Here is a 20851-nt window from a genome sequence, read left to right as displayed (position 1 = left end):
GTATGACAGGAAATCTTCTTTCTCGCCTGACTGACCCACAAACGATCATCGCCGTTCTTGTAACGCTCGCTGTTTTCGCGACCTTCTATACCCTCATCATGCCGGTTTTTGAGCGGAAAGATTTCGCCAAGCGCATGAAAGCGGTATCATCGGAACGCGATCTCATCCGTAGCCGCGAGCGCGACCGCATGGCGACTGTAGCGAGAGACGGCAAAACCTCGCTGCGGGGTAACAATAACAAATCGGCCCGCCGCATCGTCGAGAAATTCAATCTGCAGGAAGCACTGGCCGACAAGAACACAATGAACAAGCTGCGGGCGGCCGGGCTTCGTTCACAAAACGCGTTCAACACGTTCCTTGCCGCACGATTCGTCTTGCCGTTCATTTTTCTGGCCATCGCCTTCACTTGGATCTTCGTTCTCGGAAACCTCGCCGACAAAGCGTTTATCATCCGGCTAATGGCTGTGCTTCTTTTCGGTTATATCGGTTTTTACGCTCCCAATATTTACGTATCGAATCGCATGAACAAGCGGCAGGCATCCATCAAGCGGGCCTGGCCGGACGCGCTTGACCTCATGCTGATCTGCATCGAATCCGGCGTATCCATGGAAGCTGCCATGCGCCGTGTGGCCGAAGAAGTGGGCGAACAGTCACCCGAACTGGCAGAAGAAATGATGCTCACGACAGCTGAACTATCCTTTCTTCAGGACAGGCGTGTCGCTCTTGAGAATTTCGGCACGCGTACCCAGCTCGAAACCGTCAAAAGCGTGGTACAGGCGCTTATTCAGGCGGAGCGATACGGCACACCGCTTGCCCAGGCGCTTCGCGTTCTCGCACAGGAAGGCCGCGACGAACGCATGAACGAAGCCGAAAAAAAGGCTGCCGCGCTGCCGCCGAAACTGACTGTGCCGATGATCGTATTTTTCCTGCCGGTACTGATAGCAGTCATTCTCGGACCGGCTATCATCCGCGTTCTGGACACATTCTGACAAAGAAAATACTGCAGAGCGATTGCCTGTCAGCCGGCCGAATGCTCGAACACATCAACCAGCCGGCTTGCCGTCCTTCCTCGCCAGTTGCTGCCAGGAGTTCTGCTGCGAAAGCATGGCACGCAGATAGGTGAGGTTTGCCTGTGCCTGCTGTGGCGAGAGTTCCTGAACCGCGATGCGCTCGGCTTCGGCAAAGCGGCCCTGTAGACCGACCACGAGCGCAAGGTTCTGGCGAACGCGGCTATCGGCGCCCGGCTGGGCGATGGCGGATTGCAGATATGTTTCGGCAGTGCGCGGATCACTCGACAGGACATAGGACATGCCGAGGTTGGACAATACGCTCGGGTCGTTCGGCTTCAGGTCAAGCGCCTGCCTGTAGCGGGAACGCGCCTCGTTCGAGCGTCCAAGCTGATCGAGCACGGCGCCCTCGGCGGAATAAAGCCGCCAGTCGGGCCTGTCCGGCGTCTGCGCCCGCTGGATGGTCGAAAGCGCCTGTTCCAGCTGGCCGGCAGCGGCCTGCGATTTGCCATAGGCGGCAAGGACATCGCGGTCGGCCGGATTGGCGATGGCGATCTGCTGCATGACGGCGAGAGCCTGTGTGTTCTTGCCGGTCATCATCAGCACGCTGGCATAATTCATGCCGACCGATTTATCCTTGGGGCTGCGTTCATAGGCTTTGCCGGCGCTCTCCTCCGCCTGCCGAAGCTGCTCCATGTTCATGTGATCATAGGAGCGCGTGGCGGCGGGAATGGAGCCGGTGGACATGCGATCAGGCTTGTTGGTGCTCGCGCATCCCGAAACCGCAAGAACCAATGCGGCAAGACATGCTCCCCGCAGCAACCCTGTCCGGCCTGTCTCGCCCAAAGAAAATGCAGTCATGGCAGCGCCCCCGCCCAAGAATGATCAATCTTGCGCCCGACACACGACAGACTCACATGACGCAACTTTCGCTTAAGCAATAATCTGTTAACCCTAACAGAGCGTTAATCGCACCGATTCTCGACATTTACGGAAGCATACAATGGCGCCCTATCAGTTCATCGAACGCCCGACCCCTTTCAGCTCCAAGGCCGGCAGCACATTGCCGGTTTTCGCCGTCACGCCGGCCCATATCGAACAGGGCGCCATCGATCCTGTCGCTCTGGATTGGGCGAAGAAGGCGGGGTTCAAGGCGGAGGCAGGCGCCATCTTGCTCGTTCCCTCCGCCGATGGTTCGCTGGGCGGCGTGCTTCTCGGCCTCGGCGGCAATCCCTCGGAAATCCCCTTCATCACCGGGAAACTCGCCCGTGAGCTGCCGGAAGGCGATTGGCACATCGAGACAGCACCACTGACGGCCAATCGCCTCGCTCTCGGTTTCGGTCTCGGCAGCTACCGCTTCGACAAATACAAGACCACCAAGACGAACGGGGCAAAGCTCCTTATTCCGCAGGATGCGGAAGACGGCGAGATCAAGCGCGTTCTGGCCGGCGTTTTCCTTGCGCGCGACCTCATCAATGTTCCGGCCAACGATATGGGGCCGGATGAGCTTGAGATTGCCTTCCGCGCGCTTGCCGCCCACTACAAGGCAAAGGTGAAGGTCACCACCGGCGATGATCTGCTCAAGGAAAACTTCCCCCTGATCCATGCTGTCGGCCGGGCCAGCGAAAGCGCGCCGCGGCTTCTGGAGATGAACTGGGGCAAGAAGGGCAATCCGCGCCTCACCCTTGTCGGCAAGGGCGTCTGCTTCGATACAGGTGGCCTCGATATTAAACCCGCCGCCTCCATGGCACTGATGAAGAAGGATATGGGAGGCGCGGCCAATGTGCTCGGCCTTGCGCTGATGATCATGGATGCGAAGCTGCCGGTCGATCTTCGCGTTCTCGTGCCCGCGGTCGAAAACTCCATCTCCTCCAATGCCTTCCGCCCCGGCGATATCTACCGCAGCCGCAAGGGGCTGACGGTGCAGATCGACAATACCGACGCTGAAGGCCGTCTTGTTCTGGCGGATGCGCTGGCCTATGCGGACGAAGATGCGCCGGACCTGATGATCGACATGGCAACGCTGACGGGTGCCGCACGCGTCGCGCTCGGCCCGGATCTGCCGCCCTTCTACACTGATGATGAGGATCTGGCGCATGATATCGCGGAAGCCAGCATCGATACGGACGATCCGCTGTGGCGCATGCCGCTCTATATGGGCTACGACAAGGATATCCGCTCACGCGCAGCCGATATCACCAACGCGCCTTCGGGCGGCATGGGCGGATCGATCACCGCCGCCCTGTTCCTGAAGCGTTTCGTTACCAATACCAGGCGCTGGGCGCATTTCGATATTTACGGCTGGTCTCTGAGCGAGAGGCATCATTCATCGATCGGCGGGGAGGCGCAGGGTATCCGCGCACTCTTCCATTACATCGCACATCAGTTTGCGAAGTAATCTGCTTATAGGTGCAGGCTTCCACGGGCGCTTCCTCAACCGGAGCGCCCGTTCTCAATTCAGAGCATTTTCCGGGCGGAAAACCGGGCTCCACAAAAGCTCTAAACCAGAACCTTCTGTTCCTTATGGTCCTCTTCGCCGAAGAACTTCAGGTAACGCTCCACTTCGGCTGGGTCGCCGGTGGCCTTTTGCGGATTGTCCGAGAGCTTCACCGCCGGCCGGCCATTGGCGTCGCTCACCTTGCAGACGATGGAAATCGGCTTGAGGCTGGCGATGGTTTTTGGCGCGCAACCTGCAAAATCATTGGTGAGGTTGGTGCCCCAACCGAAGCTCATGCGGACACGGCCTTCGAAATGCCTGTAGGTATCGATGATGGCGTCGACATCGAGACCGTCGGAGAAGATCAGCATCTTCTTGCGCGGATCGCGGCCCATCTTCTGCCACCACTCGATGATCTTTTCCCCACCTTCGATCGGCGGCGCACTGTCGGGACGGAAACCCGTCCAGTCTGCCACCCATTCCGGCGCGTTGCGCAGGAAAGCCGCCGTGCCGAAGGCATCCGGCAGTACGATCAGCAGGTTGCCGCCATAAAGCCGGTTCCAGTCCTTCAGAACCTGATAGGGTGCTGCGGCGAGCTCCTCATCCGTCTGCGCCAGCGCCGCGACCACCATCGGCAGTTCATGCGCGTTCGTGCCGACGGCTTCGAGATCGGAATCCATGGCGAGCAGGACGTTACTCGTACCGGTAAAGGCGGGCCCGATGCCTTCCTTCAGCGCTTCGACGCACCAGCGTTGCCAAAGGAAGCTGTGGCGGCGACGGGTGCCGAAATCGGAAATGCGCAGGCCCGGCAGCTCCCGCAGCCGCTCCACCTTCTCCCACATCTTGGCCTTTGCGCGGGCATAAAGCACATCGAGCGTGAAATAACCGAGCGAGCGCATGGCGCTGCGCGAGCGCAACTCGTTGATGATGGCGAGCGCCGGGATTTCCCAGAGCGTCGTGTCCATCCAGCGGCCATGAAAATTCAGCTCATATTGCCCGTCGCGCTTGAAAAGCTCATATTCCGGCAATTGATAGCTCGACAGCCAGGAGAGGAATTCCGGCTCGAAAATCTGCGAGCGGCCGTAAAACGTGTTACCCGCAAGCCAGATGTTTTCCTTTTTGGAAAGACGCAGGGTGCGTGCATGATCGAGCTGTTCGCGCAGCTCCATCTCGTCGATTTCTTCCGCCAGCCGCACCGTCTTCGTGCGGTTGATCAGCGAAAACGTCGCGTCGACCTCCGGATAGAGCTTCCAGATCATCTGCAACATCAAGAGCTTGTAGAAATCCGTATCGATCAGGCTGCGGACGATAGGGTCGAGTTTCCAGGTATGATTATGGACACGGGTGGCTATATCGGTCTTCGTCATACTCGCATTCCCCAATATCGGCCAAAGGTCAGAATAGCCGATGTCACTCCGCACCCCGGCAGGTATCAACCTGTCATGCGGAAGATTTATCTGAAAAAGCGACAACAAGTCCAGAGCACCGGCCAGGCAAATGCCCGCCGCCACCGCCCGCGCATCGATTTTCCGAAGAGCGCAATGGGGTTTTCGGTCCGCTGCTGGAGCGATGCCGCCTCAGAAGGTCGGGTCTACGGGGTTTATGCCGGGATACCAGTCCTTGGAAACCGGGTTTCTGCCGCCGAAGCTGGAAATTCCGTTTTCATCGGTGCAACGGTAACCCTGAACGGGAAGTCCACGGCTGCCAAAAACATTCCGGTAGGGGCCGCGCGAATATCCGGTCGAGCCAAGAGCGCTGTGGCAATTGTAACGGACCTTTGGCTGCAGCGTGCGCGGATCCTTGACGCCTGGCAGATTTGCATAGGCATCCGGCGCGGGAGCAAAACCATTCTGGAAAACAGTCTGCGCCTGCGCCGACGCGCTCAGCAAAACCGCCGCGAGGATCGCTGCCAATCGTGTCGCCGTTCTTGTCTTCATCGATGTCGGTCCCGAACCATCATCCAACCGATGTAGGCTGTCGGCGGCTCTCGCACAAAGGGCCGTACAGGCACAATTTCGTGAAAGCCGCCTTTTCAGTCTTCCAGGCGGCGGAAAGCCGTCGGCTTTTCGTAAAGCCAGCCGATGCGCTCGATGGCCGCATCGAGATTTTCGCGTGCGACATTCATCGTATGGCCATTGGCATGCAGCAGAACTCCCTCGTTTTCCATGAGGCCGACATGGCCCTTCCAGAAGACGAGATCGCCGCGGCGCAATTCATCCCGCTCTATTTCGACGCCAAGCGACTTCACCTGCATGTCGGTATCGCGCAGAACCCGCCGGCCCGCCATGGCCATGGAAAGCTGCACGAGGCCGGAGCAATCGATGCCGAAACCGGAACGGCCGCCCCACAGATAGGGCGTTTCGATAAAGCGCAGCGCCACCGCCACATAATCCTCTTCAAGCGCCGCATCCACGGCGCGGCAATGGGCGGCGATGATGCCTTCGCCCTTTTCGGTCAGCAGGTAACGGGTGCCGCGTGTCTCCGCCTCGCCGACGATGCGGATGAGACTGCCCATGGACAGCGCGGCGACCGGCGGTTTGCGCAATTCAGCGGCTGGATAGAGAAAAGTGCGCGGTGCAATCACCCGATGTGTGGCGACAACGACATCGCCAATCGCCGTTTCCGGCACATAGCCGGCATAACCATCTGCATCCGCCTGCACCCATGCCCAGCCATTCGCGTACTCGAAAACACGGATGGTTTCGCCAGACAGCAGCTCGGTATCGATGCCGGCGGCAAGGTCCGGCGTCGGCCGCAGGCCAACAACCGGCACAGCGATCTGCGCGGGCGAGCCGCTGACAAAACGCTCGGCCTGCACCACGCCCTGCAGCTTTTCATCGGCGAGATCGGAGCGGAAGACATTCAGGCGGCGGTCGAGCATCATGGGTTTCACATCCAGAGGTTAGATCTTGCGCGCCTGATCAATAATCAGATCGCCGAATTTTTCCAGATAAAGCGCACCGGCTACTGTGCGTTTTATCACGACATTGCGCTTGTCCCGCTCATCCCGAACCCGGTCGACCAATCCAAGAGCACCCAGACTGTCGAGGGCGCGGGTAATAACCGGTTTGGTCACACCCAGCATGGCGGCAAGACCCCGCACGGTGTGCGGCGGCAGCACAAGATAAATCTGCAGCAGGATGGCGGTTTGACGCAAGGTCAAATCCGGCTGATCGTCAATGACCTGCGCCGTGGATACACGATGCCAAAGACCCAGGGCCTCCGTGGGCGACAATTGTGCAGGCAAACCGTGACCCTTCCAGTCGTTGTCTTATCGTTTTCATTCAACCGAACGGAAAACTCAAGAACCATCCCGCACAAACAGAACCGCCGCACGGCGCAGATCAGAAAGATCGCGCGGCGCGGCGGTATTTGTCGACCCGTTTTCGAGCCATAATGTCCCCTCTGGACTTGCGGAATGAGATGCAGGAAGCGTGCCAATTTTGATGCAGCGCACAAATACTCGTAAAAACAGCAACTTAAGGCACGAACTCCGCCTTGTGGCGAAATTTTTCGCAAAGAGCAAATAGCAACAAAAACAGGCAAAAAAATAATTCAATGCTTAAAAACTGCCTTCCGCCGCGACAGCGGAAGGCATGGGTAATTGCGGATCAGATCTCCGCGCCGCGGGCGGCATCGACCGCATCGGCACTCTGTCGCCGGTTATAGCGGATCGACGACCAGAGCGAGATGCCGATCAGACCCGCGCCGCCAAGGCCCGTGATGACCTCCGGAATATGCACCATGGTCTGCACGTACATGATGACGGACAGGATGAGGATTGCATAAAAGGCGCCGTGCTCCAGATAGCGATATTCCGCCAGGGTTCCCTTCTCGACCAGCATGATGGTCATCGAACGCACATACATGGCGCCGATACCGAGGCCGATGGCGATGATGAAGAGATTCTGCGTCAGCGCAAAAGCGCCGATAACGCCATCGAAGGAGAAGCTGGCATCCAGCACTTCGAGATAAAGAAACGCACCGAAGCCGCCTTTCGCCGCGCCTTCCAGCATTTCCTGGCTGCGGTCGAGAATGCCGCCGACGACTTCCACCAGCAGGAAGGTCAAAAGACCCCAGATCGCCGAATGGAAGAAGGTGTTGGCCGCGACCGGACCAAGTTCCGGATTGTCGCTAGCACCGATGATGCGGGAAAAGATCAGCATGACGACCAGCACGAAGGCAATCTCGATGCCCTTCACGGAGGAATAGGTTGCAGCCTTTTCCTCGATCCAGCGCACCCAGTGCACGTCCTTTTCATGGTCGAAGAAGAAGTTGAGACCGACCATCATCAGGAAGGTGCCGCCGAAAGCCGCAATCGGCAGATGGGCGTCACGCATGATTTCCGCGTAACGTTCTGGCTGCGTAGCCGCCATGACAATCGCCGTCCACGGGCCGACATTGGCCGCGACGACCACGATGAGCAGCGGGAAGACGATACGCATGCCGAAAACGGCAATCAGGATACCCCAGGTCAGGAAGCGATGCTGCCAGACCGGTGTCATATCCTTGAGCTTATTGGCGTTGACGATGGCGTTGTCGAAGGAAAGTGAGATTTCCAGCACCGCCAGCACGACGCAGATGAAGAAGATCGTCGCCGTACCGCCGACCGTTCCGGTCATTTCCCAACCGAGATAACCGCCGAGGATCAAACCGACCACGGTGACGATAAAAGCCCACTTGAAGTAGGTAAGCGTGTTTTTCTGGGCAGCGCTCATGTCCGGTCGCCTCCCATAAAGAGGGCGTTCAGGGGCCGACGCAGGGCGTCAGGCCGCACGCAGAAAGCACGCGCGCGAAGCACATTCAGGTTTTTCATAGTTTTTAATCCGCCGGCCAATTTTTGCAGGCGGTACCGACATCGCGAGAGCGCCGTAAAACTCTCGCCAGAGGGGCCCGGCACCTTTGTTTCCTCTGCCGTTGCGAGACAAATCATCGCAGGGCTCTTTCTTACTCCCTGAAGATCACGCCTTCGTCAAGTCCCGTGATCGTGATCGAGGCTGTGAGGAAGATCAAACCTGCTCTGCTGCCAGGTCTTCAGCGGTTTCGCGGCGGCGTTTGAGAGTATTTTCGCGGAAGAAGATATAAAGGCCGGAAAGAACGATCAGACCCGCGCCGACGACGATACTCGTCTGCGGCACATCGCCGAAGAACAGCCAGCCGAAAATGACCGCCCAGAGCAACAGCGTATATTGCAGCGGCGCGACGGTGGCGGCATCGGCGAGTTTAAGCGCCCGGTTGACCAGCACATGCGCCGTCATGGCGACGACGCCGAGCAGGCCGAGGAAGGCGAGATCGAAACTGGACTGAACCGGCAGCCATCCCGATGGCGTGAGGAATACCGCGACAATGCCCGCAAGCGCCGCACCGATGATCTGCCAGAAGGCAAGCACCGTATCCGGCGTATTGCGCAGCTGACGACCGGATAACATCATGAAAGCGAAAGCGGCACTGCCAAGGATCGAAAACAATGCTGCGGAGGTGAGGCTTGCCGAACTGGGTTTGAGCGCAATTAGAACGCCGACAAAACCGATGGCGATGGCCGTCCAGCGACGCCAGCCCACCTTTTCTCCGAGCAGAAACGGCGAGAGCGCCGCCACATAGATGGGGGCGGCCAGCCAATAGGTCATGACATCGGCGAGCGGCAGGGCCGCGACCGCGAAATAGAAACAGAAAAGCTCTGCGGTGGAAAAGAAAACGCGCGCGAACTGAAGGCCGGGACGTTCAATTCTGACAAGGCCGGAGGGGCCGGCACGCCAGACGATCGGAACGAGGATAATAAGCGCCGCCGCGCTGCGGATGAGGATCACCTGACCCTGGCTATAGGTGGCTACGAGCCATTTCCCCATGGCGTCGTTCAGTGCGAAAAGCAGCATTCCAAGCAGCATGACGGCCACGCCGAGGCCAGTCGGCGAAAGCTTACGTATCATAGACATGTCAGTTCCGATCTCTCCCAATGGCTGCATTGGTCGTCCAGCCTGCCATCCTTTGTCAAGCCCCGAACTGCCGGGCCGGAATAATTAATAGTACTAATAATGTCGGCGTGTTGGATGTCAGGTGAAGATTCGCCGTTCTGCGGCAACCAGTTCCTGGAGAAAATCGACCACCGTGCGGACGCGGACCAGTTGACGGGCGGATTCGTGATAGGCGGTCCAGTAGGACCGGCTGATGGTGAGGTGCGGCATGATCCGCAGAAGTTCGGGATATTGCCCGGCGATGTAATTGTGCAGGATGCCGATGCCCGCACCGGAACGCACCGCCTCGGTCTGCCCGGTAGCGCTGGAGATTTCGAAGGCGGCGTCCCAGTCGCGCATGATCTCACCGGTAAAGTTCAGTGAAGGCGAAAAGATCAGGTCCTCCACGTAGCCGATCCGCCGGTGGCGCTTCAGCGCCTCTACATCATCAGGCGTTCCATAATCGGCCAGATAATCCGCCGAGGCATAGAGGCCCAGCGAATAATCGGTGAGCTTTGAAAACATCAGCCTGCCCTGCTCCGGCCTTTCGATGGTGATGGCTATATCGGCCTCACGCTGCGACAGGGAGAAAGAACGCGGCACCGGCACGAGCTGGATTTTCAGATCGGGATAACGCGCCGTCAGCCGGCCGAGCCGCGGCGCGAGGAAAGAAACGCCGAGGCCATCCGGCGCGCCGATGCGCACCGTTCCCGCCACCGCCGTATCGACGCGGCCGAGATTTGCCTGGGCATTCAGCATTTCGGTTTCCATGCGCTCGGCTCCGGCAAGAAGGCGCTGCCCCTCTTCGGTCAACTCGCAGCCATTGGTGCTGCGCAGGAAGAGCTGCGTGCCGATGGCCGCTTCCAGTGCGGAAATGCGCCGGCTGAGGGTGGCGTGGTTGACGCCAAGTTTTCTGGCCGCCGAAAGAAACTGGCCGCTTCGAGCGACGCTTAGAAACAAACGCACATCATCCCAGTTCACGGCACCCTCCTTATGTCTATTTTTGCACAATGGATGCTTATTTCAGGCGATTGATTTGTGCAAATCGAAAGGTAATGCTGCGCCATCACATTCTGGAGGAACACCCATGAAGGAAATCGGTCATTTCATTAACGGCAAGCATGTGCCGGGCACCAGCGGCCGCACATCGAATGTCTACAACCCGGCCACCGGCGAAGTTCAGGCAACTGTCGCGCTTGCAAGCGACGCCGAACTGCGCGCCGCCGTAGAAAGCGCCAAGGCCGCGCAGCCGAAATGGGCCGCCACCAACCCGCAGCGCCGCGCCCGCGTTTTCTTCAAGTTCGTCGAACTTCTGAACCGCGACATGAACGAACTGGCGGTGCTGCTCTCCAGCGAGCATGGCAAGACCGTTGAGGATTCCAAGGGCGATATCGTGCGCGGCCTCGAAGTCTGCGAATTCGTCTGCGGCATTCCGCATCTGCAGAAGGGCGAATTCACCGAGGGTGCCGGCCCGGCCATCGACATGTACTCGATCCGCCAGCCGGTTGGCATCGGCGCGGGCATTACGCCGTTTAACTTCCCCGGCATGATCCCGATGTGGATGTTCGCGCCGGCGATTGCCTGCGGCAACGCCTTCATCCTCAAGCCTTCCGAGCGCGACCCGTCGCTGCCGATCCGTCTTGCCGAACTGATGATCGAAGCCGGTCTTCCGGCCGGCATCCTCAACGTCGTCAACGGTGACAAGGGCGCCGTCGACGCCATCCTGACCGATCCCGATATCGGCGCGGTCTCCTTCGTCGGTTCGACGCCGATCGCCCGCTATGTCTATGGCACGGCCGCCATGAACGGCAAGCGCGCGCAGTGCTTCGGCGGTGCGAAGAACCACATGATCATCATGCCGGATGCCGATCTCGACCAGGCGGTAAACGCGCTGATGGGCGCAGGTTACGGTTCGGCCGGCGAGCGCTGCATGGCTGTTTCCGTTGCGGTTCCGGTTGGTGAGGAGACGGCAAACCGTCTCGTCGAAAAGCTCATTCCGCAGATCGAAAGCCTGAGGATCGGCCCCTATACCGACGACAAGGCCGATATGGGTCCGCTCGTCACCAAGGAAGCGCAGACGCGCGTCAAGGGCCTGATCGACAGCGGCGTCGCGCAGGGCGCGAAGCTTCTGGTCGATGGCCGCGACTTCAAGCTGCAGGGCTATGAGGACGGCTATTTCGTCGGCGGCTGCCTGTTCGACCACGTGACCCCTGACATGGACATCTACAAGACGGAAATCTTCGGACCCGTTCTCTCCGTCGTTCGCGCCAAGAATTACGAAGACGCGCTGGAACTGCCGATGAAGCATGAATATGGCAACGGCGTCGCCATCTATACCCGCGACGGCGATGCCGCCCGCGACTTCGCAAGCCGCGTCAATATCGGCATGATCGGCGTCAACGTTCCGATCCCGGTTCCGCTTGCCTATCACTCCTTCGGCGGCTGGAAGGCTTCGAGCTTCGGCGACCTCAACCAGCACGGGACGGATTCGATCAAGTTCTGGACAAAAACCAAGACGATCACCTCGCGCTGGCCGTCGGGTATCAAGTCGGGCGCTGAATTCGTGATGCCGACAATGAAGTAAGCCACACAAGCAAAAGCCCCGCTGGAAAAACAGCGGGGCTTTTTATTGGATTTCGGCTGGGCGGTAAGGGCTGCGCCGGGATCAGTTGGTCGGGCCGTCGTTGAAACCCACTTCATCCACCAGTTCGGACGCCTGCTTGCGATGGGCGGCTATGTCCGTCAGCGGCAGCTTGTCCGGATTGATGGGGCCGAAGCCCTTCACGACATCGGACGGCTCCGCGCCGGGCAGCACCGGATATTCGAAGACCTGCTTGGCATAGATTTCCTGCGCCTCGCGCGAGGCCAGGAACTCCATAAGCTTCAGCGCGTTGTCTTTGTTGGGGGCGTATTTCGTCATCGCCATGCCGGAGATATTCACGTGTGTGCCGCGATCGCCCGCATTGGGGAAGATCACCCGCACCGATCCGGCCCATTCCTTTTCTTCCGGCTCGCGATCATTGGTCAACATCAGGCCGACATAATAGGTGTTGCCGAGTGCGATATCGCATTCACCGGAAAAGATCGATTTCGCCTGGCTGCGGTCGGTTCCGTCAGGCTTGCGGGCGAGATTGTTCTTCAGGCCGGTCAGCCATGTGCGGGTATAATCGACGCCGTGATGGGCAATCATCGAGGCGATCAGCGCGATATTATAGGAATGCTGGCCGTCGCGAATGCAGATCTTGCCCTTCCATTTCGGATCGGCAAGCTCCTCATAGGTAATGTCCTTCTGGGTCACCCTCTCCTTCGACGCATAGACCACCCGGCCGCGCGTGGTGAGACCAAACCATTCGCCCTCGGGGTCGCGCAGATTGGCGGGGATATCCTTTTCGATGACGGGATCGTTGAGGACCGGCTGGGTAACCTTGCCCTCCTTCGCCTCGACGAGGCGGGCGATATCGACCGTCAGCAGCACATCGGCCGGCGAATTGACGCCCTCGGCCTGAATGCGTTCCACCAGCCCCTTATCGAGAAAAAGCACATTCGCCTCTATCCCGGTTTCCTTCGTGAAAGCATCGAGCAGCGGCTGGATCAATTCAGGCTGGCGATAGGAATAGACGTTAACCTCCCCTTCTGCCAGAGCGACGGGCGCGGCGACAAGGATCGTCAACCCTGAAAAAACGGCAGCGGAAAAGTATGATTTCAAGCTTGCCATTATGAATGCCTCCATTACATTCCGATTCTTGACTTGTTTGTTCATGAATCATCCGGACGGTCAACAAGGCTGTTCGAGAAATATCGGATGGGTGCCAGTTTTTTCAGTTTCTGGAATTGTTCTAAACTGAAAAAGAGACTATATAACTCCACATTGAGAGTTAGGAGACCAGCATGCGCTTGACCAAACAGACCAACTATGCCGTTCGCATGTTGATGTATTGCGCCGCCAATGAAGGCCATCTGAGCCGCATTCCCGAGATCGCCAAGGCTTATGGCGTTTCGGAGCTGTTCCTGTTCAAAATCCTGCAGCCGCTCAACAAGGCGGGCCTGGTGGAAACCGTGCGCGGTCGCAACGGCGGCGTGCGCCTTGGCAAACCCGCCGAGAAGATCAGCCTGTTCGACGTAGTGAAGGTGACTGAAGACAGCTTCGCCATGGCCGAATGCTTCGAGGACGGTGCTGTGGAATGTCCGCTCGTGGATAGCTGCGGCCTCAACTCGGCCCTTCGCAAGGCGCTCAATGCCTTTTTCGACGTTCTGGCGGAATATTCGATCGACGATCTCGTCAAGGCTCGGCCCCAGATCAACTTCCTGCTGGGCCTCGATACGGAAATGCCGAAGATCGCCGCCCTTCCGGCTGCCTGATCATCCCATTGCCGCATCGGCAATTGCCATAGCCCGTGTCCTTCAGGCCACGGGCTTTTCTTTTATAGAATACGCATGAAACGTAATATTTTTGATCCTGCGTGTTGACGTCGCGAATGGAAGCGGCGCATTTGGTCGCGAGCTTTTTCAAGCAACCAATCAGCGTCGCAATGATCATCAAGCCTGAATTCCATACATTTGCACTCACCGCGCTCGTCGGCAGCATAGGGGCGCTACTCGCCAGCCTCATCGATATTCCGGCGCCTTTTCTTTCCGGCCCGGCACTTGCGGTGACGATCACGGGGCTGGCCGGTGTAAGGCTTGGTGTTCCCGCCTTCATCCGCAATGCCTGTTTCGTCGTCGTCGGCATTTCTATGGGAACGAGCGTGACGCCCTCCGTAATCGACGCGGCAAAGACCTGGCCCGTGAGCTTCGTCGTTGTGCTCGCCGCTGTCGTTATCATGCTCTATGTCGCCTACTGGATCCTGCATTACGGCTTCGGTTACGACCGGACAACGGCGATGCTGGGCGCCTCTCCCGGTCATCTCAGCTATATCATCAGCCTCGGCGCCGAGACGAAAAGCGACCTTGCGACCGTCAGCATCGTGCAAAGCGTGCGGGTGCTGGCGCTGACGCTTTCCGTGCCGCTGATCGTCGAATATTTCGATCTCGTCAGCACGGAACCGCTTGTGGCCAACCCGCCAATGGGCCTTTTCACGCTGGCGCTGACCATCGGCGCATCGCTTCTGACCGGCTGGCTTTTCCTGCGCTGGAAGTTTCCGGCCGCGCTGCTGCTTGGCGGCGTCGCCATTTCCATCGGCACCCACATTACCGGCCTTACCGAAGGCGGCGTTCCCACCTGGCTCAGCCTGCCCGTCTATGTGCTGATCGGCTGCCTTATCGGCACCCGCTTTTCGAATGTCTCACTGATGGACGTGCGGAAAGGCTTTCTGGCCGGCTTCGTCGTTACCATCGCCGTGATGCTGATCGCCGGAAGCATTGCCTGGATGATTTCCGGGGTGACCGGCGTTCCGCTCAATGCCGTCATGATCGCCTATTCGCCGGGCGGCCTGGAGACGATGGCGGCGATGGCGGTGATGATGCATGCCGATACCGCCTATGTCGGCTCCCACCACGTCATCAGGCTCCTGTTTCTTTCGGTTCTAATGCCGCTGGTCATGGGCAAGGATGCGCGCAAGCGCGACGGCGAAACCTGACCGTCGGCGTGTAGCCGGAGCCATCGGCGCGAAAACGCAGACGGCATGCAACCATTTTTCCTCCCGGCCGTTTATATTCGGCCGCAATTGCGGCGGCGATCTTTCGCCTGTTCGGCAGGCTGACCCACCGGAGGAACATTCATGAACCGCTTGATGACGTTGACGGGCGCCGGACTTGCGCTTGCCCTTTCTGTTTCCATCGCTCAGGCGCAGGTGGTCGTGTCGTCGAAGATCGACACGGAAGGCGGTGTTCTCGGCAACATCATCCTCGCCGTCCTTAACCAGAACAAGATCGAAACGACGGATCGCATCCAGCTTGGCGCCACGCCGGTTGTGCGAAAAGCGATCACCGCCGGTGAGATCGACATCTATCCCGAATATACCGGCAACGCCGCGTTCTTTTTCTCCAAGGCGGACGATCCGCTCTGGAAGGATGCAGCCAAGGGGTATGAAGAGGCGAAAACACTCGACTTCGATGCCAATAAAATCGTCTGGCTGACGCCATCGCCGGCAAACAACACCTGGGCGATTGCGCTGCGCAAGGATGTCGCCGACAAGAACAATTTGAAGACGCTTTCCGATTTTGGCAAATATGTTGCCAATGGCGGCGAAGTCGTGCTTGCCGCGTCTTCCGAATTCGTCAACTCCGCCGCCGCGCTCCCTGCATTTCAAACCACCTATGGCTTCACCATGAAGCCTGACCAGCTGATCACGCTTTCCGGCGGCGACACCGCGGCCACGATTGCCGCCGCCGCCAACCAGACCAACAATGCCAATGCCGCCATGGTCTATGGCACGGATGGCGGCATCGCGCCCTCCGGTCTTGTGGTGCTGGAGGACGACAAACATGTGCAGCCGGTCTATCAGCCAGCGCCGATCATTCGCGAAGAGGTTCTGAAAAAGCACCCGAATATCGAAGAGCTGCTGAAACCGGTGTTCGAAAAACTCGATCTCGCAACGCTGCAGGATCTGAACGCCCGCGTTCAGGTGGGCGGCGAACAGGCCAAGACCGTGGCGCTCGACTTTCTGACAAAGAACGGCTTCGTCAAGTAGCCGCTCGCGGTGCCGGAGGGGGTTGCGGGAACCGGTGCGTTCCTGTGGTCCCCTCCCAAATCATACACGGGCCAAAAGACAGGGGAGCAGGATTTGACGAAATGGCCTGACAAAGTGGGCGTTGTGATTTCGTGCCTGCTTCTTTATGCGCTTTTTGCCTCACCTTTCATGACATTCCGTGCCAACCGGATCGTTCAGGGCGAGACACGAACGGTCTTTGAAGCTCTTCCGGGTTCGGCTGCAACTGTTCTCGTCACCATCGTTCTTCTTTCAGCCTTCATCGCCTTTTTCCGCTTCCCCACGCGATTGAAACTCGCATTCGCGCTCACCGGTCTTGCGGCACTGGCGGTTTTCGTCGGGCAAGCGGCATCTTTCCTCATGCCGGAGGGCAACGGTTTTGCCCGCGTTTCACCTGCCAGCGGCTTCTGGCTGATATTTGCCGGGCTGGCTCTGCTCGCGACGGATTGTATTGCGCGTCTTGAGCCGAAGCCCGCTGCCCGGATTTTGCTGCTGCTGGGGGCCATCGCCGCACTCGCGGCCGTGCTGACAAGCGGCCTCTGGAACGACCTCTCCATCATCAAGGAATATACCGGCCGGGCCGATACATTCTGGACCGAGGCTTTGCGGCATGTGGAACTTGCCATCGGCTCGCTGATCGCAGCGACCGTGGTGGGCATCCCCCTGGGGATACTCTGTTACAAGGTCGAGCGGTTGCGCGCAGGCGTACTGAATAGCCTCAACATCGTCCAGACCATTCCCTCCATCGCCCTTTTCGGCCTTTTGATCGCCCCGCTCGGGTGGATCGCGGCCAGTGTGCCGGGTGCCGCGAAAATCGGCATTGCCGGAATCGGCATGGCGCCCGCTTTCGTGGCGCTGTTTCTTTATTCGCTGCTGCCGGTGGTTTCCAACACGGTGGTCGGTCTTTCCGGTGTTTCGCAGGCGGTCCGGGAAGCGGCGCGCGGGCTTGGCATGACGCCGGTGCAACGGCTGCTGCGGGTGGAATTTCCGCTGGCCATGCCGGTCATCCTCACCGGCATTCGCATCGTGCTGGTGCAGAATATCGGCCTGGCGACGATTGCCGCCCTGATCGGCGGCGGCGGCTTTGGCGTTTTCGTATTTCAGGGCATCGGGCAGACGGCGATGGACCTCGTGCTGCTCGGCACCGTGCCGACGGTTCTTCTCGGCTTTGCGGCCGCCATAACACTCGACGCCCTCATCGACAGCAATCTCTTCAGCGCAGGCGGAAGGCAAAAGGCATGATCGAAATCGACACCATCACGAAACGATATGGCGATGCCGCCGTCGTGGATCAGGTATCGCTCACGGTAGCACCGCGCACCGTCACCGTCATCGTCGGCACCTCCGGCTCGGGAAAAACCACCCTGCTGCGCATGATAAACCGGCTGGTGGAGCCGACCTCCGGCACGATCCGTATCGATGGTGAGGATGTCAGCGCGATGCCCGGTTTCAAGCTGCGCCGCCAGATCGGCTACGCCATACAGGGCCATGGCCTGTTTCCGCACCGGACGGTGGCCGAAAATATCGCGACCGTTCCGCAGCTGATCGGCTGGGATCGCAAGCGGATCGAGGCGAAGATCGACGCGCTGATGCATCTCTTCCAGCTCGATCCCGCGCTTTATGCCCACCGTTTCCCGCATGAACTCTCAGGCGGTCAGCAGCAGCGTGTCGGCGTGGCGCGTGCGCTGGCCGCCGAGCCGAACATTCTTCTGATGGACGAACCCTTCGGCGCGCTGGACCCGGTGATCCGCGCCAAGGCCCAGAACGATCTTCTCGATATCCAGAAAAAGCTCGGCGTGACCGTCGTTCTCGTCACGCACGATATGGACGAGGCCTTTCATCTGGCGGATCGTATCGCCGTGATGGACAAGGGCCGCATCGTGCAGGACTGCCCGCCGGCCGAACTGGTGCTGAAACCGGCAACGGATTTCGTGCGCACCATGATCGGCGAAAACGAACGGGCGCTGAAACTGCTGTCCGTTCTCTCCGTTGCCGATGTCGTGGAGCCGGGAAACGCAGAGGGCGAACCGCTCAGCGAGCATACAAGCCAGCGCGACGCCCTGTCGGCTATGTTATGGGCGGGCTGCGATGCCTTGCCCGTCGTCAGGGACAATGGTGAACCCGCCGGCCGGGTTCGGCGTGACGTTCTTCTCCAGCGTGCCGCCGGAGCCCCATGAAAAACGCCTTATCCTTGTTTGCCGTCGGTTTCCTGACGCTGGCGCTGATCATCTTCCTTGCCGTGCCGCAGGTCTTCGCGCCGGTGTTCCGCCCTCTCGTGCAGGCCAATGCGCCGGCAATCTACACGCAGGCCAATCTGTTTTCCCTCACGCTGTCGCATCTGACCATTGTGGCGATTGCCACGGGGCTGGCCACGCTCACGGCGGGAGCGCTCGCGGTTCTCGTCACCCGGCCGTTCGGGGCGGATTTCCTGCCGCTGTCGCGCAGCATCGTCAATATCGGCCAGACCTTTCCGCCGGTAGCGGTGCTGGCGCTGGCCGTACCGATGATCGGTTTTGGCGAAAAACCAACGCTCATTGCCCTGTTTCTTTATGCGCTCTTGCCGGTATTCGAAAATACGCTGACGGGTCTAACAACCCTGCCCGCCACGGTGATGGATGCCGCGAGAGGCAGCGGCATGACCGGCTGGCAACGCCTTGTCAAAGTGGAGTTGCCGCTTGCCCTTCCAGCCATTCTCGCCGGCATCCGGCTTTCGGCGGTCATCAGCCTTTCGACCGCGACCATCGGCTCGACCGTCGCGGCGCGTACCCTCGGCGAAGTGATCATTGCCGGTCTGCAATCCAACAATCTGGCCTTCATTCTTCAGGGCGGGCTGATCGTTGCGGCGCTGGCGATCCTGATTCACGCTGCCTTTTCCGCCCTGGAGAAGAGTGCGGCGCGCAAAACCGGGCACTGACACAGGCAAGCCCCGCATTTTTATATTCCCGATACATGCCGCACATGATAGGGGCTGACCGTCGAAACAGAAACATTCGAGGTTCGGGTGACACAGGCAATTGTCGTGATGGGAGTGAGCGGCTCCGGCAAGTCCACGGTCGCGGAAGCAGTGGCGGAGAAACTGGGCGTTGCTTTCATAGAGGGCGACAAGCTTCACCCGAAATCCAACGTCGATAAAATGTCCGAGGGTATTCCGCTGACGGACGAAGACCGCTGGCCCTGGCTCGATCTTATCGGCGCGGAACTGCGCAAGGGCAGCGAAAGCAACGGTGTCGTCGTTTCCTGCTCGGCGCTCAAGAAAATCTATCGTGACCGGCTTCGCAAGGCCACTGGCGGCCCGCTGGCTTTCGTCTATCTGGATGGCAGCCTGGAGCTTCTCAGCCGGCGCATGGGCGAACGCAAGGGCCATTTCATGCCGCTTTCGCTGCTTCAAACCCAGCTTGCCACGCTGGAAGTGCCGACCGGCGAACCGGGTGTCGTGACCGTCAGCATCGATGCCACACCGGAGGATATTGCGAATAACGCACTTTCCGGTTTGAAGACGGTGACGTTCTAAAATCCGAGCCTGTCGCGCAGGCCGTACCACCATGCGCCAAGCACGGTCAGCGGCACCCGGAAGGTCTTGCCGCCGGGGAACGGATAATTCGGCAGCGAGCTCCAGATATCGAAACGTTCGGCGTGGCCGGCAACGGCCTCGCCCAGTATCTTGCCGAGCAGATGGGTTGTCGTCACACCATGGCCGCTGTCGCCATGCGAGAAATAGATATTGTCCGACAGCCTGCCCATATGCGGAATGCGCGTCAGGGTCAGCGCGAAATTGCCGCTCCAGGCAAAGTCGATCTTCGTTTTTTCCAGTTGCGGGAAGGTTTTGAGCATGTTCGGGCGGATCACGCCCGTAAGGTCAGCCGGATCGCTGCCGCCATAACCGATGCCGCCGCCGTAGAGCAGGCGGTTATCCGAGGTGCGGCGGTAATAATCGAGAATGTAATTGGCATCCTCGACGCAATAATTGGCGGGCAGAAGGGCCTCGATCAGATCGGCATCGAGCGGCTCCGTCGCCATGACCTGGCTTGAGACCGGCATCATGCGGTCGCCGATTTCCGGCAAGAGTTTGCCGAGATAGGCGTTGCCGCAGACGAGGACATATTTCGTCTTGACGCTGCCTGTTGCCGTGCGCACCACGGGGTTTGCGCCCTGCTCCACCGCAATGACCCGCGAATTTTCGAATATGCGAGCACCGAGGCTTTCCGCCGCCGCCGCTTCGCCCTGCACCAGATTGAGCGGGTGGATATGCCCGCCGAAGCGGTCGATCATGCCGCCGGCATATCGATCGGTCTTCACATAGTTGCCGACATCCGCCTTCGAGACCATTTCGAGCCCGCCATGGCCGTGTTTCTCCCAATGGGTTTTGTGAGCCTCCATCTCGCGGATCTGTTTCGGCGTGAAGGCGGCGAAGAAACCGCCATCGACGAGATCGCAATCGATGGCGTATTTGGCGATGCGGTTGCGGATGATCGCGCCGCCTTCAAGCGACATTTCGCCGAGTTTCACCGCCTTGTCATGCCCATAGCGGCCAGCGATGGTTTCGAGATCGCGGCTATAGCCGTTGACGATCTGGCCGCCATTGCGACCCGAAGCGCCGAAGCCGACGCGGACGCCTTCCAGAACGATGACGGAATAGCCGCGCTCACTGAGTTCCAGCGCGGCGGAAATGCCGGTAAAGCCACCGCCGATGATGCAGACATCGGCGTCCAGCCCGCCTTCGAGCGTCGGCCGCACGGTTTTGACATTGGCCGAGGCCGCATACCATGACGATGTGTGGCCGGGATTGGGAATGTTCGTTACCTCAGCCAT

Annotated in this window: 20 protein-coding genes; 10 read left to right on the top strand and 10 right to left on the bottom strand. The window is 59.3% G+C overall.

Translation table 11 applies throughout. The features are described 5' to 3' along the window. The first annotated feature begins 2 nt into the window (after nucleotides 1-2). A complete protein-coding gene (locus ACQZ40_RS00575; protein ID WP_271044802.1) occupies nucleotides 3-989 on the top strand; it encodes a type II secretion system F family protein in 987 nt (328 codons plus the stop codon). A 54-nt stretch (nucleotides 990-1043) separates the two neighbouring features. Here ACQZ40_RS00575 and ACQZ40_RS00570 read toward each other — a convergent pair whose 3' ends face one another. Continuing rightward, complete coding sequence (locus tag ACQZ40_RS00570) at nucleotides 1044-1868, bottom strand: tetratricopeptide repeat protein (RefSeq protein ID WP_448747177.1); 825 nt, start codon at nucleotides 1866-1868, stop codon at nucleotides 1044-1046. Between the two features lie 142 nt (nucleotides 1869-2010). Between ACQZ40_RS00570 and ACQZ40_RS00565 the strand changes: the two genes are divergently transcribed. Then, complete coding sequence (locus ACQZ40_RS00565) at nucleotides 2011-3405, top strand: leucyl aminopeptidase family protein (RefSeq protein ID WP_448747176.1); 1395 nt, start codon at nucleotides 2011-2013, stop codon at nucleotides 3403-3405. Between the two features lie 101 nt (nucleotides 3406-3506). On the opposite strand, the gene pncB is transcribed toward ACQZ40_RS00565, so the two are convergent. From pncB to ACQZ40_RS00530, 7 genes are all read right to left on the bottom strand, one after another. Then, nucleotides 3507-4811 carry a nicotinate phosphoribosyltransferase gene (gene pncB, locus ACQZ40_RS00560; RefSeq protein ID WP_065654709.1) on the bottom strand — a complete coding sequence of 435 codons (1305 nt, stop codon included), beginning with the start codon at nucleotides 4809-4811 and terminating at the stop codon, nucleotides 3507-3509. Nucleotides 4812-5021: 210 nt separating this feature from the next. Further along, the gene (locus ACQZ40_RS00555; protein ID WP_078051538.1) at nucleotides 5022-5381 is read right to left on the bottom strand and encodes a hypothetical protein; all 360 of its coding nucleotides are present in this window, start codon (nucleotides 5379-5381) and stop codon (nucleotides 5022-5024) included. 95 nt (nucleotides 5382-5476) lie between these two features. After that, entirely contained in the window at nucleotides 5477-6328 is an 852-nt protein-coding gene (locus ACQZ40_RS00550; RefSeq protein ID WP_304982022.1) for a C40 family peptidase, read from the bottom strand. Between the two features lie 18 nt (nucleotides 6329-6346). Then, complete coding sequence (locus ACQZ40_RS00545; protein WP_448747175.1) at nucleotides 6347-6691, bottom strand: MarR family transcriptional regulator; 345 nt, start codon at nucleotides 6689-6691, stop codon at nucleotides 6347-6349. A 364-nt stretch (nucleotides 6692-7055) separates the two neighbouring features. Further along, the gene (locus ACQZ40_RS00540; RefSeq protein WP_059759132.1) at nucleotides 7056-8162 is read right to left on the bottom strand and encodes a DUF475 domain-containing protein; all 1107 of its coding nucleotides are present in this window, start codon (nucleotides 8160-8162) and stop codon (nucleotides 7056-7058) included. Between the two features lie 291 nt (nucleotides 8163-8453). Beyond that, a complete protein-coding gene (locus tag ACQZ40_RS00535) occupies nucleotides 8454-9371 on the bottom strand; it encodes a DMT family transporter (RefSeq protein ID WP_174038996.1) in 918 nt (305 codons plus the stop codon). A 123-nt stretch (nucleotides 9372-9494) separates the two neighbouring features. Next, nucleotides 9495-10376 (bottom strand): LysR family transcriptional regulator, encoded by an 882-nt coding sequence (locus ACQZ40_RS00530; protein ID WP_448747174.1) that lies wholly within the window; start codon nucleotides 10374-10376, stop codon nucleotides 9495-9497. 106 nt (nucleotides 10377-10482) lie between these two features. On the opposite strand from ACQZ40_RS00530, the gene ACQZ40_RS00525 reads away from it, so the two are divergent. After that, complete coding sequence (locus ACQZ40_RS00525; protein ID WP_003524451.1) at nucleotides 10483-11979, top strand: CoA-acylating methylmalonate-semialdehyde dehydrogenase; 1497 nt, start codon at nucleotides 10483-10485, stop codon at nucleotides 11977-11979. Between the two features lie 81 nt (nucleotides 11980-12060). Here ACQZ40_RS00525 and ACQZ40_RS00520 read toward each other — a convergent pair whose 3' ends face one another. Further along, nucleotides 12061-13110, bottom strand: a complete 1050-nt coding sequence (locus tag ACQZ40_RS00520) for a Fe(3+) ABC transporter substrate-binding protein (RefSeq protein WP_448747173.1) — start codon at nucleotides 13108-13110, stop codon at nucleotides 12061-12063. Between the two features lie 173 nt (nucleotides 13111-13283). Here ACQZ40_RS00520 and rirA point away from each other — a divergent pair, with 173 nt between their 5' ends. The 7 genes from rirA to ACQZ40_RS00485 all read left to right on the top strand — a co-directional run bounded on the left by rirA (nucleotide 13284) and on the right by ACQZ40_RS00485 (nucleotide 19553). Beyond that, nucleotides 13284-13754, top strand: a complete 471-nt coding sequence (gene rirA, locus ACQZ40_RS00515) for an iron-responsive transcriptional regulator RirA (RefSeq protein WP_059759126.1) — start codon at nucleotides 13284-13286, stop codon at nucleotides 13752-13754. 170 nt (nucleotides 13755-13924) lie between these two features. Then, nucleotides 13925-14971, top strand: a complete 1047-nt coding sequence (locus ACQZ40_RS00510; protein WP_080856934.1) for an AbrB family transcriptional regulator — start codon at nucleotides 13925-13927, stop codon at nucleotides 14969-14971. A gap of 141 nt (nucleotides 14972-15112) precedes the next feature. Then, nucleotides 15113-16024 (top strand): glycine betaine ABC transporter substrate-binding protein OsmF, encoded by a 912-nt coding sequence (osmF, locus tag ACQZ40_RS00505; RefSeq protein ID WP_220318066.1) that lies wholly within the window; start codon nucleotides 15113-15115, stop codon nucleotides 16022-16024. A 93-nt stretch (nucleotides 16025-16117) separates the two neighbouring features. Further along, nucleotides 16118-17284: an ABC transporter permease gene (locus ACQZ40_RS00500; RefSeq protein ID WP_185740742.1), complete on the top strand. Its 1167-nt coding sequence runs from the start codon at nucleotides 16118-16120 to the stop codon at nucleotides 17282-17284. Next, entirely contained in the window at nucleotides 17281-18219 is a 939-nt protein-coding gene (locus tag ACQZ40_RS00495; RefSeq protein ID WP_065654717.1) for an ABC transporter ATP-binding protein, read from the top strand. Before ACQZ40_RS00500 ends, ACQZ40_RS00495 begins: the two co-directional genes overlap by 4 nt. Beyond that, nucleotides 18216-18956 carry an ABC transporter permease gene (locus tag ACQZ40_RS00490; protein WP_448747172.1) on the top strand — a complete coding sequence of 247 codons (741 nt, stop codon included), beginning with the start codon at nucleotides 18216-18218 and terminating at the stop codon, nucleotides 18954-18956. The genes ACQZ40_RS00495 and ACQZ40_RS00490 overlap by 4 nt, the downstream gene beginning before the upstream one ends. Before the next feature lie 108 nt (nucleotides 18957-19064). After that, a complete protein-coding gene (locus ACQZ40_RS00485) occupies nucleotides 19065-19553 on the top strand; it encodes a gluconokinase (protein WP_162934145.1) in 489 nt (162 codons plus the stop codon). On the opposite strand, the gene ACQZ40_RS00480 is transcribed toward ACQZ40_RS00485, so the two are convergent. Beyond that, complete coding sequence (locus ACQZ40_RS00480; RefSeq protein WP_162934003.1) at nucleotides 19550-20851, bottom strand: NAD(P)/FAD-dependent oxidoreductase; 1302 nt, start codon at nucleotides 20849-20851, stop codon at nucleotides 19550-19552. The genes ACQZ40_RS00485 and ACQZ40_RS00480 overlap by 4 nt on opposite strands.

This window comes from Agrobacterium sp. 16-172Ci (genome assembly GCF_053522725.1).
This window is presented reverse-complemented; position numbering and strand designations above follow the sequence as displayed.

What these genes read in the sequence shown, in the direction of transcription:
- ACQZ40_RS00555 (WP_078051538.1), bottom strand. Translation starts at nt 5,381, where the DNA reads ATGAAGACAAGAACGGCGACACGATTGGCAGCGATCCTCGCGGCGGTT.
- ACQZ40_RS00550 (WP_304982022.1), bottom strand. Translation starts at nt 6,328, where the DNA reads ATGATGCTCGACCGCCGCCTGAATGTCTTCCGCTCCGATCTCGCCGAT.
- ACQZ40_RS00565 (WP_448747176.1), top strand. Translation starts at nt 2,011, where the DNA reads ATGGCGCCCTATCAGTTCATCGAACGCCCGACCCCTTTCAGCTCCAAG.
- ACQZ40_RS00535 (WP_174038996.1), bottom strand. Translation starts at nt 9,371, where the DNA reads ATGATACGTAAGCTTTCGCCGACTGGCCTCGGCGTGGCCGTCATGCTG.
- ACQZ40_RS00525 (WP_003524451.1), top strand. Translation starts at nt 10,483, where the DNA reads ATGAAGGAAATCGGTCATTTCATTAACGGCAAGCATGTGCCGGGCACC.
- osmF (WP_220318066.1), top strand. Translation starts at nt 15,113, where the DNA reads ATGAACCGCTTGATGACGTTGACGGGCGCCGGACTTGCGCTTGCCCTT.
- ACQZ40_RS00520 (WP_448747173.1), bottom strand. Translation starts at nt 13,110, where the DNA reads ATGGCAAGCTTGAAATCATACTTTTCCGCTGCCGTTTTTTCAGGGTTG.
- ACQZ40_RS00495 (WP_065654717.1), top strand. Translation starts at nt 17,281, where the DNA reads ATGATCGAAATCGACACCATCACGAAACGATATGGCGATGCCGCCGTC.
- ACQZ40_RS00485 (WP_162934145.1), top strand. Translation starts at nt 19,065, where the DNA reads ATGGGAGTGAGCGGCTCCGGCAAGTCCACGGTCGCGGAAGCAGTGGCG.
- rirA (WP_059759126.1), top strand. Translation starts at nt 13,284, where the DNA reads ATGCGCTTGACCAAACAGACCAACTATGCCGTTCGCATGTTGATGTAT.
- ACQZ40_RS00480 (WP_162934003.1), bottom strand. Translation starts at nt 20,851, where the DNA reads ATGGCTGAGGTAACGAACATTCCCAATCCCGGCCACACATCGTCATGG.
- ACQZ40_RS00510 (WP_080856934.1), top strand. Translation starts at nt 13,925, where the DNA reads ATGATCATCAAGCCTGAATTCCATACATTTGCACTCACCGCGCTCGTC.
- ACQZ40_RS00540 (WP_059759132.1), bottom strand. Translation starts at nt 8,162, where the DNA reads ATGAGCGCTGCCCAGAAAAACACGCTTACCTACTTCAAGTGGGCTTTT.
- ACQZ40_RS00570 (WP_448747177.1), bottom strand. Translation starts at nt 1,868, where the DNA reads ATGACTGCATTTTCTTTGGGCGAGACAGGCCGGACAGGGTTGCTGCGG.
- pncB (WP_065654709.1), bottom strand. Translation starts at nt 4,811, where the DNA reads ATGACGAAGACCGATATAGCCACCCGTGTCCATAATCATACCTGGAAA.
- ACQZ40_RS00490 (WP_448747172.1), top strand. Translation starts at nt 18,216, where the DNA reads ATGAAAAACGCCTTATCCTTGTTTGCCGTCGGTTTCCTGACGCTGGCG.
- ACQZ40_RS00575 (WP_271044802.1), top strand. Translation starts at nt 3, where the DNA reads ATGACAGGAAATCTTCTTTCTCGCCTGACTGACCCACAAACGATCATC.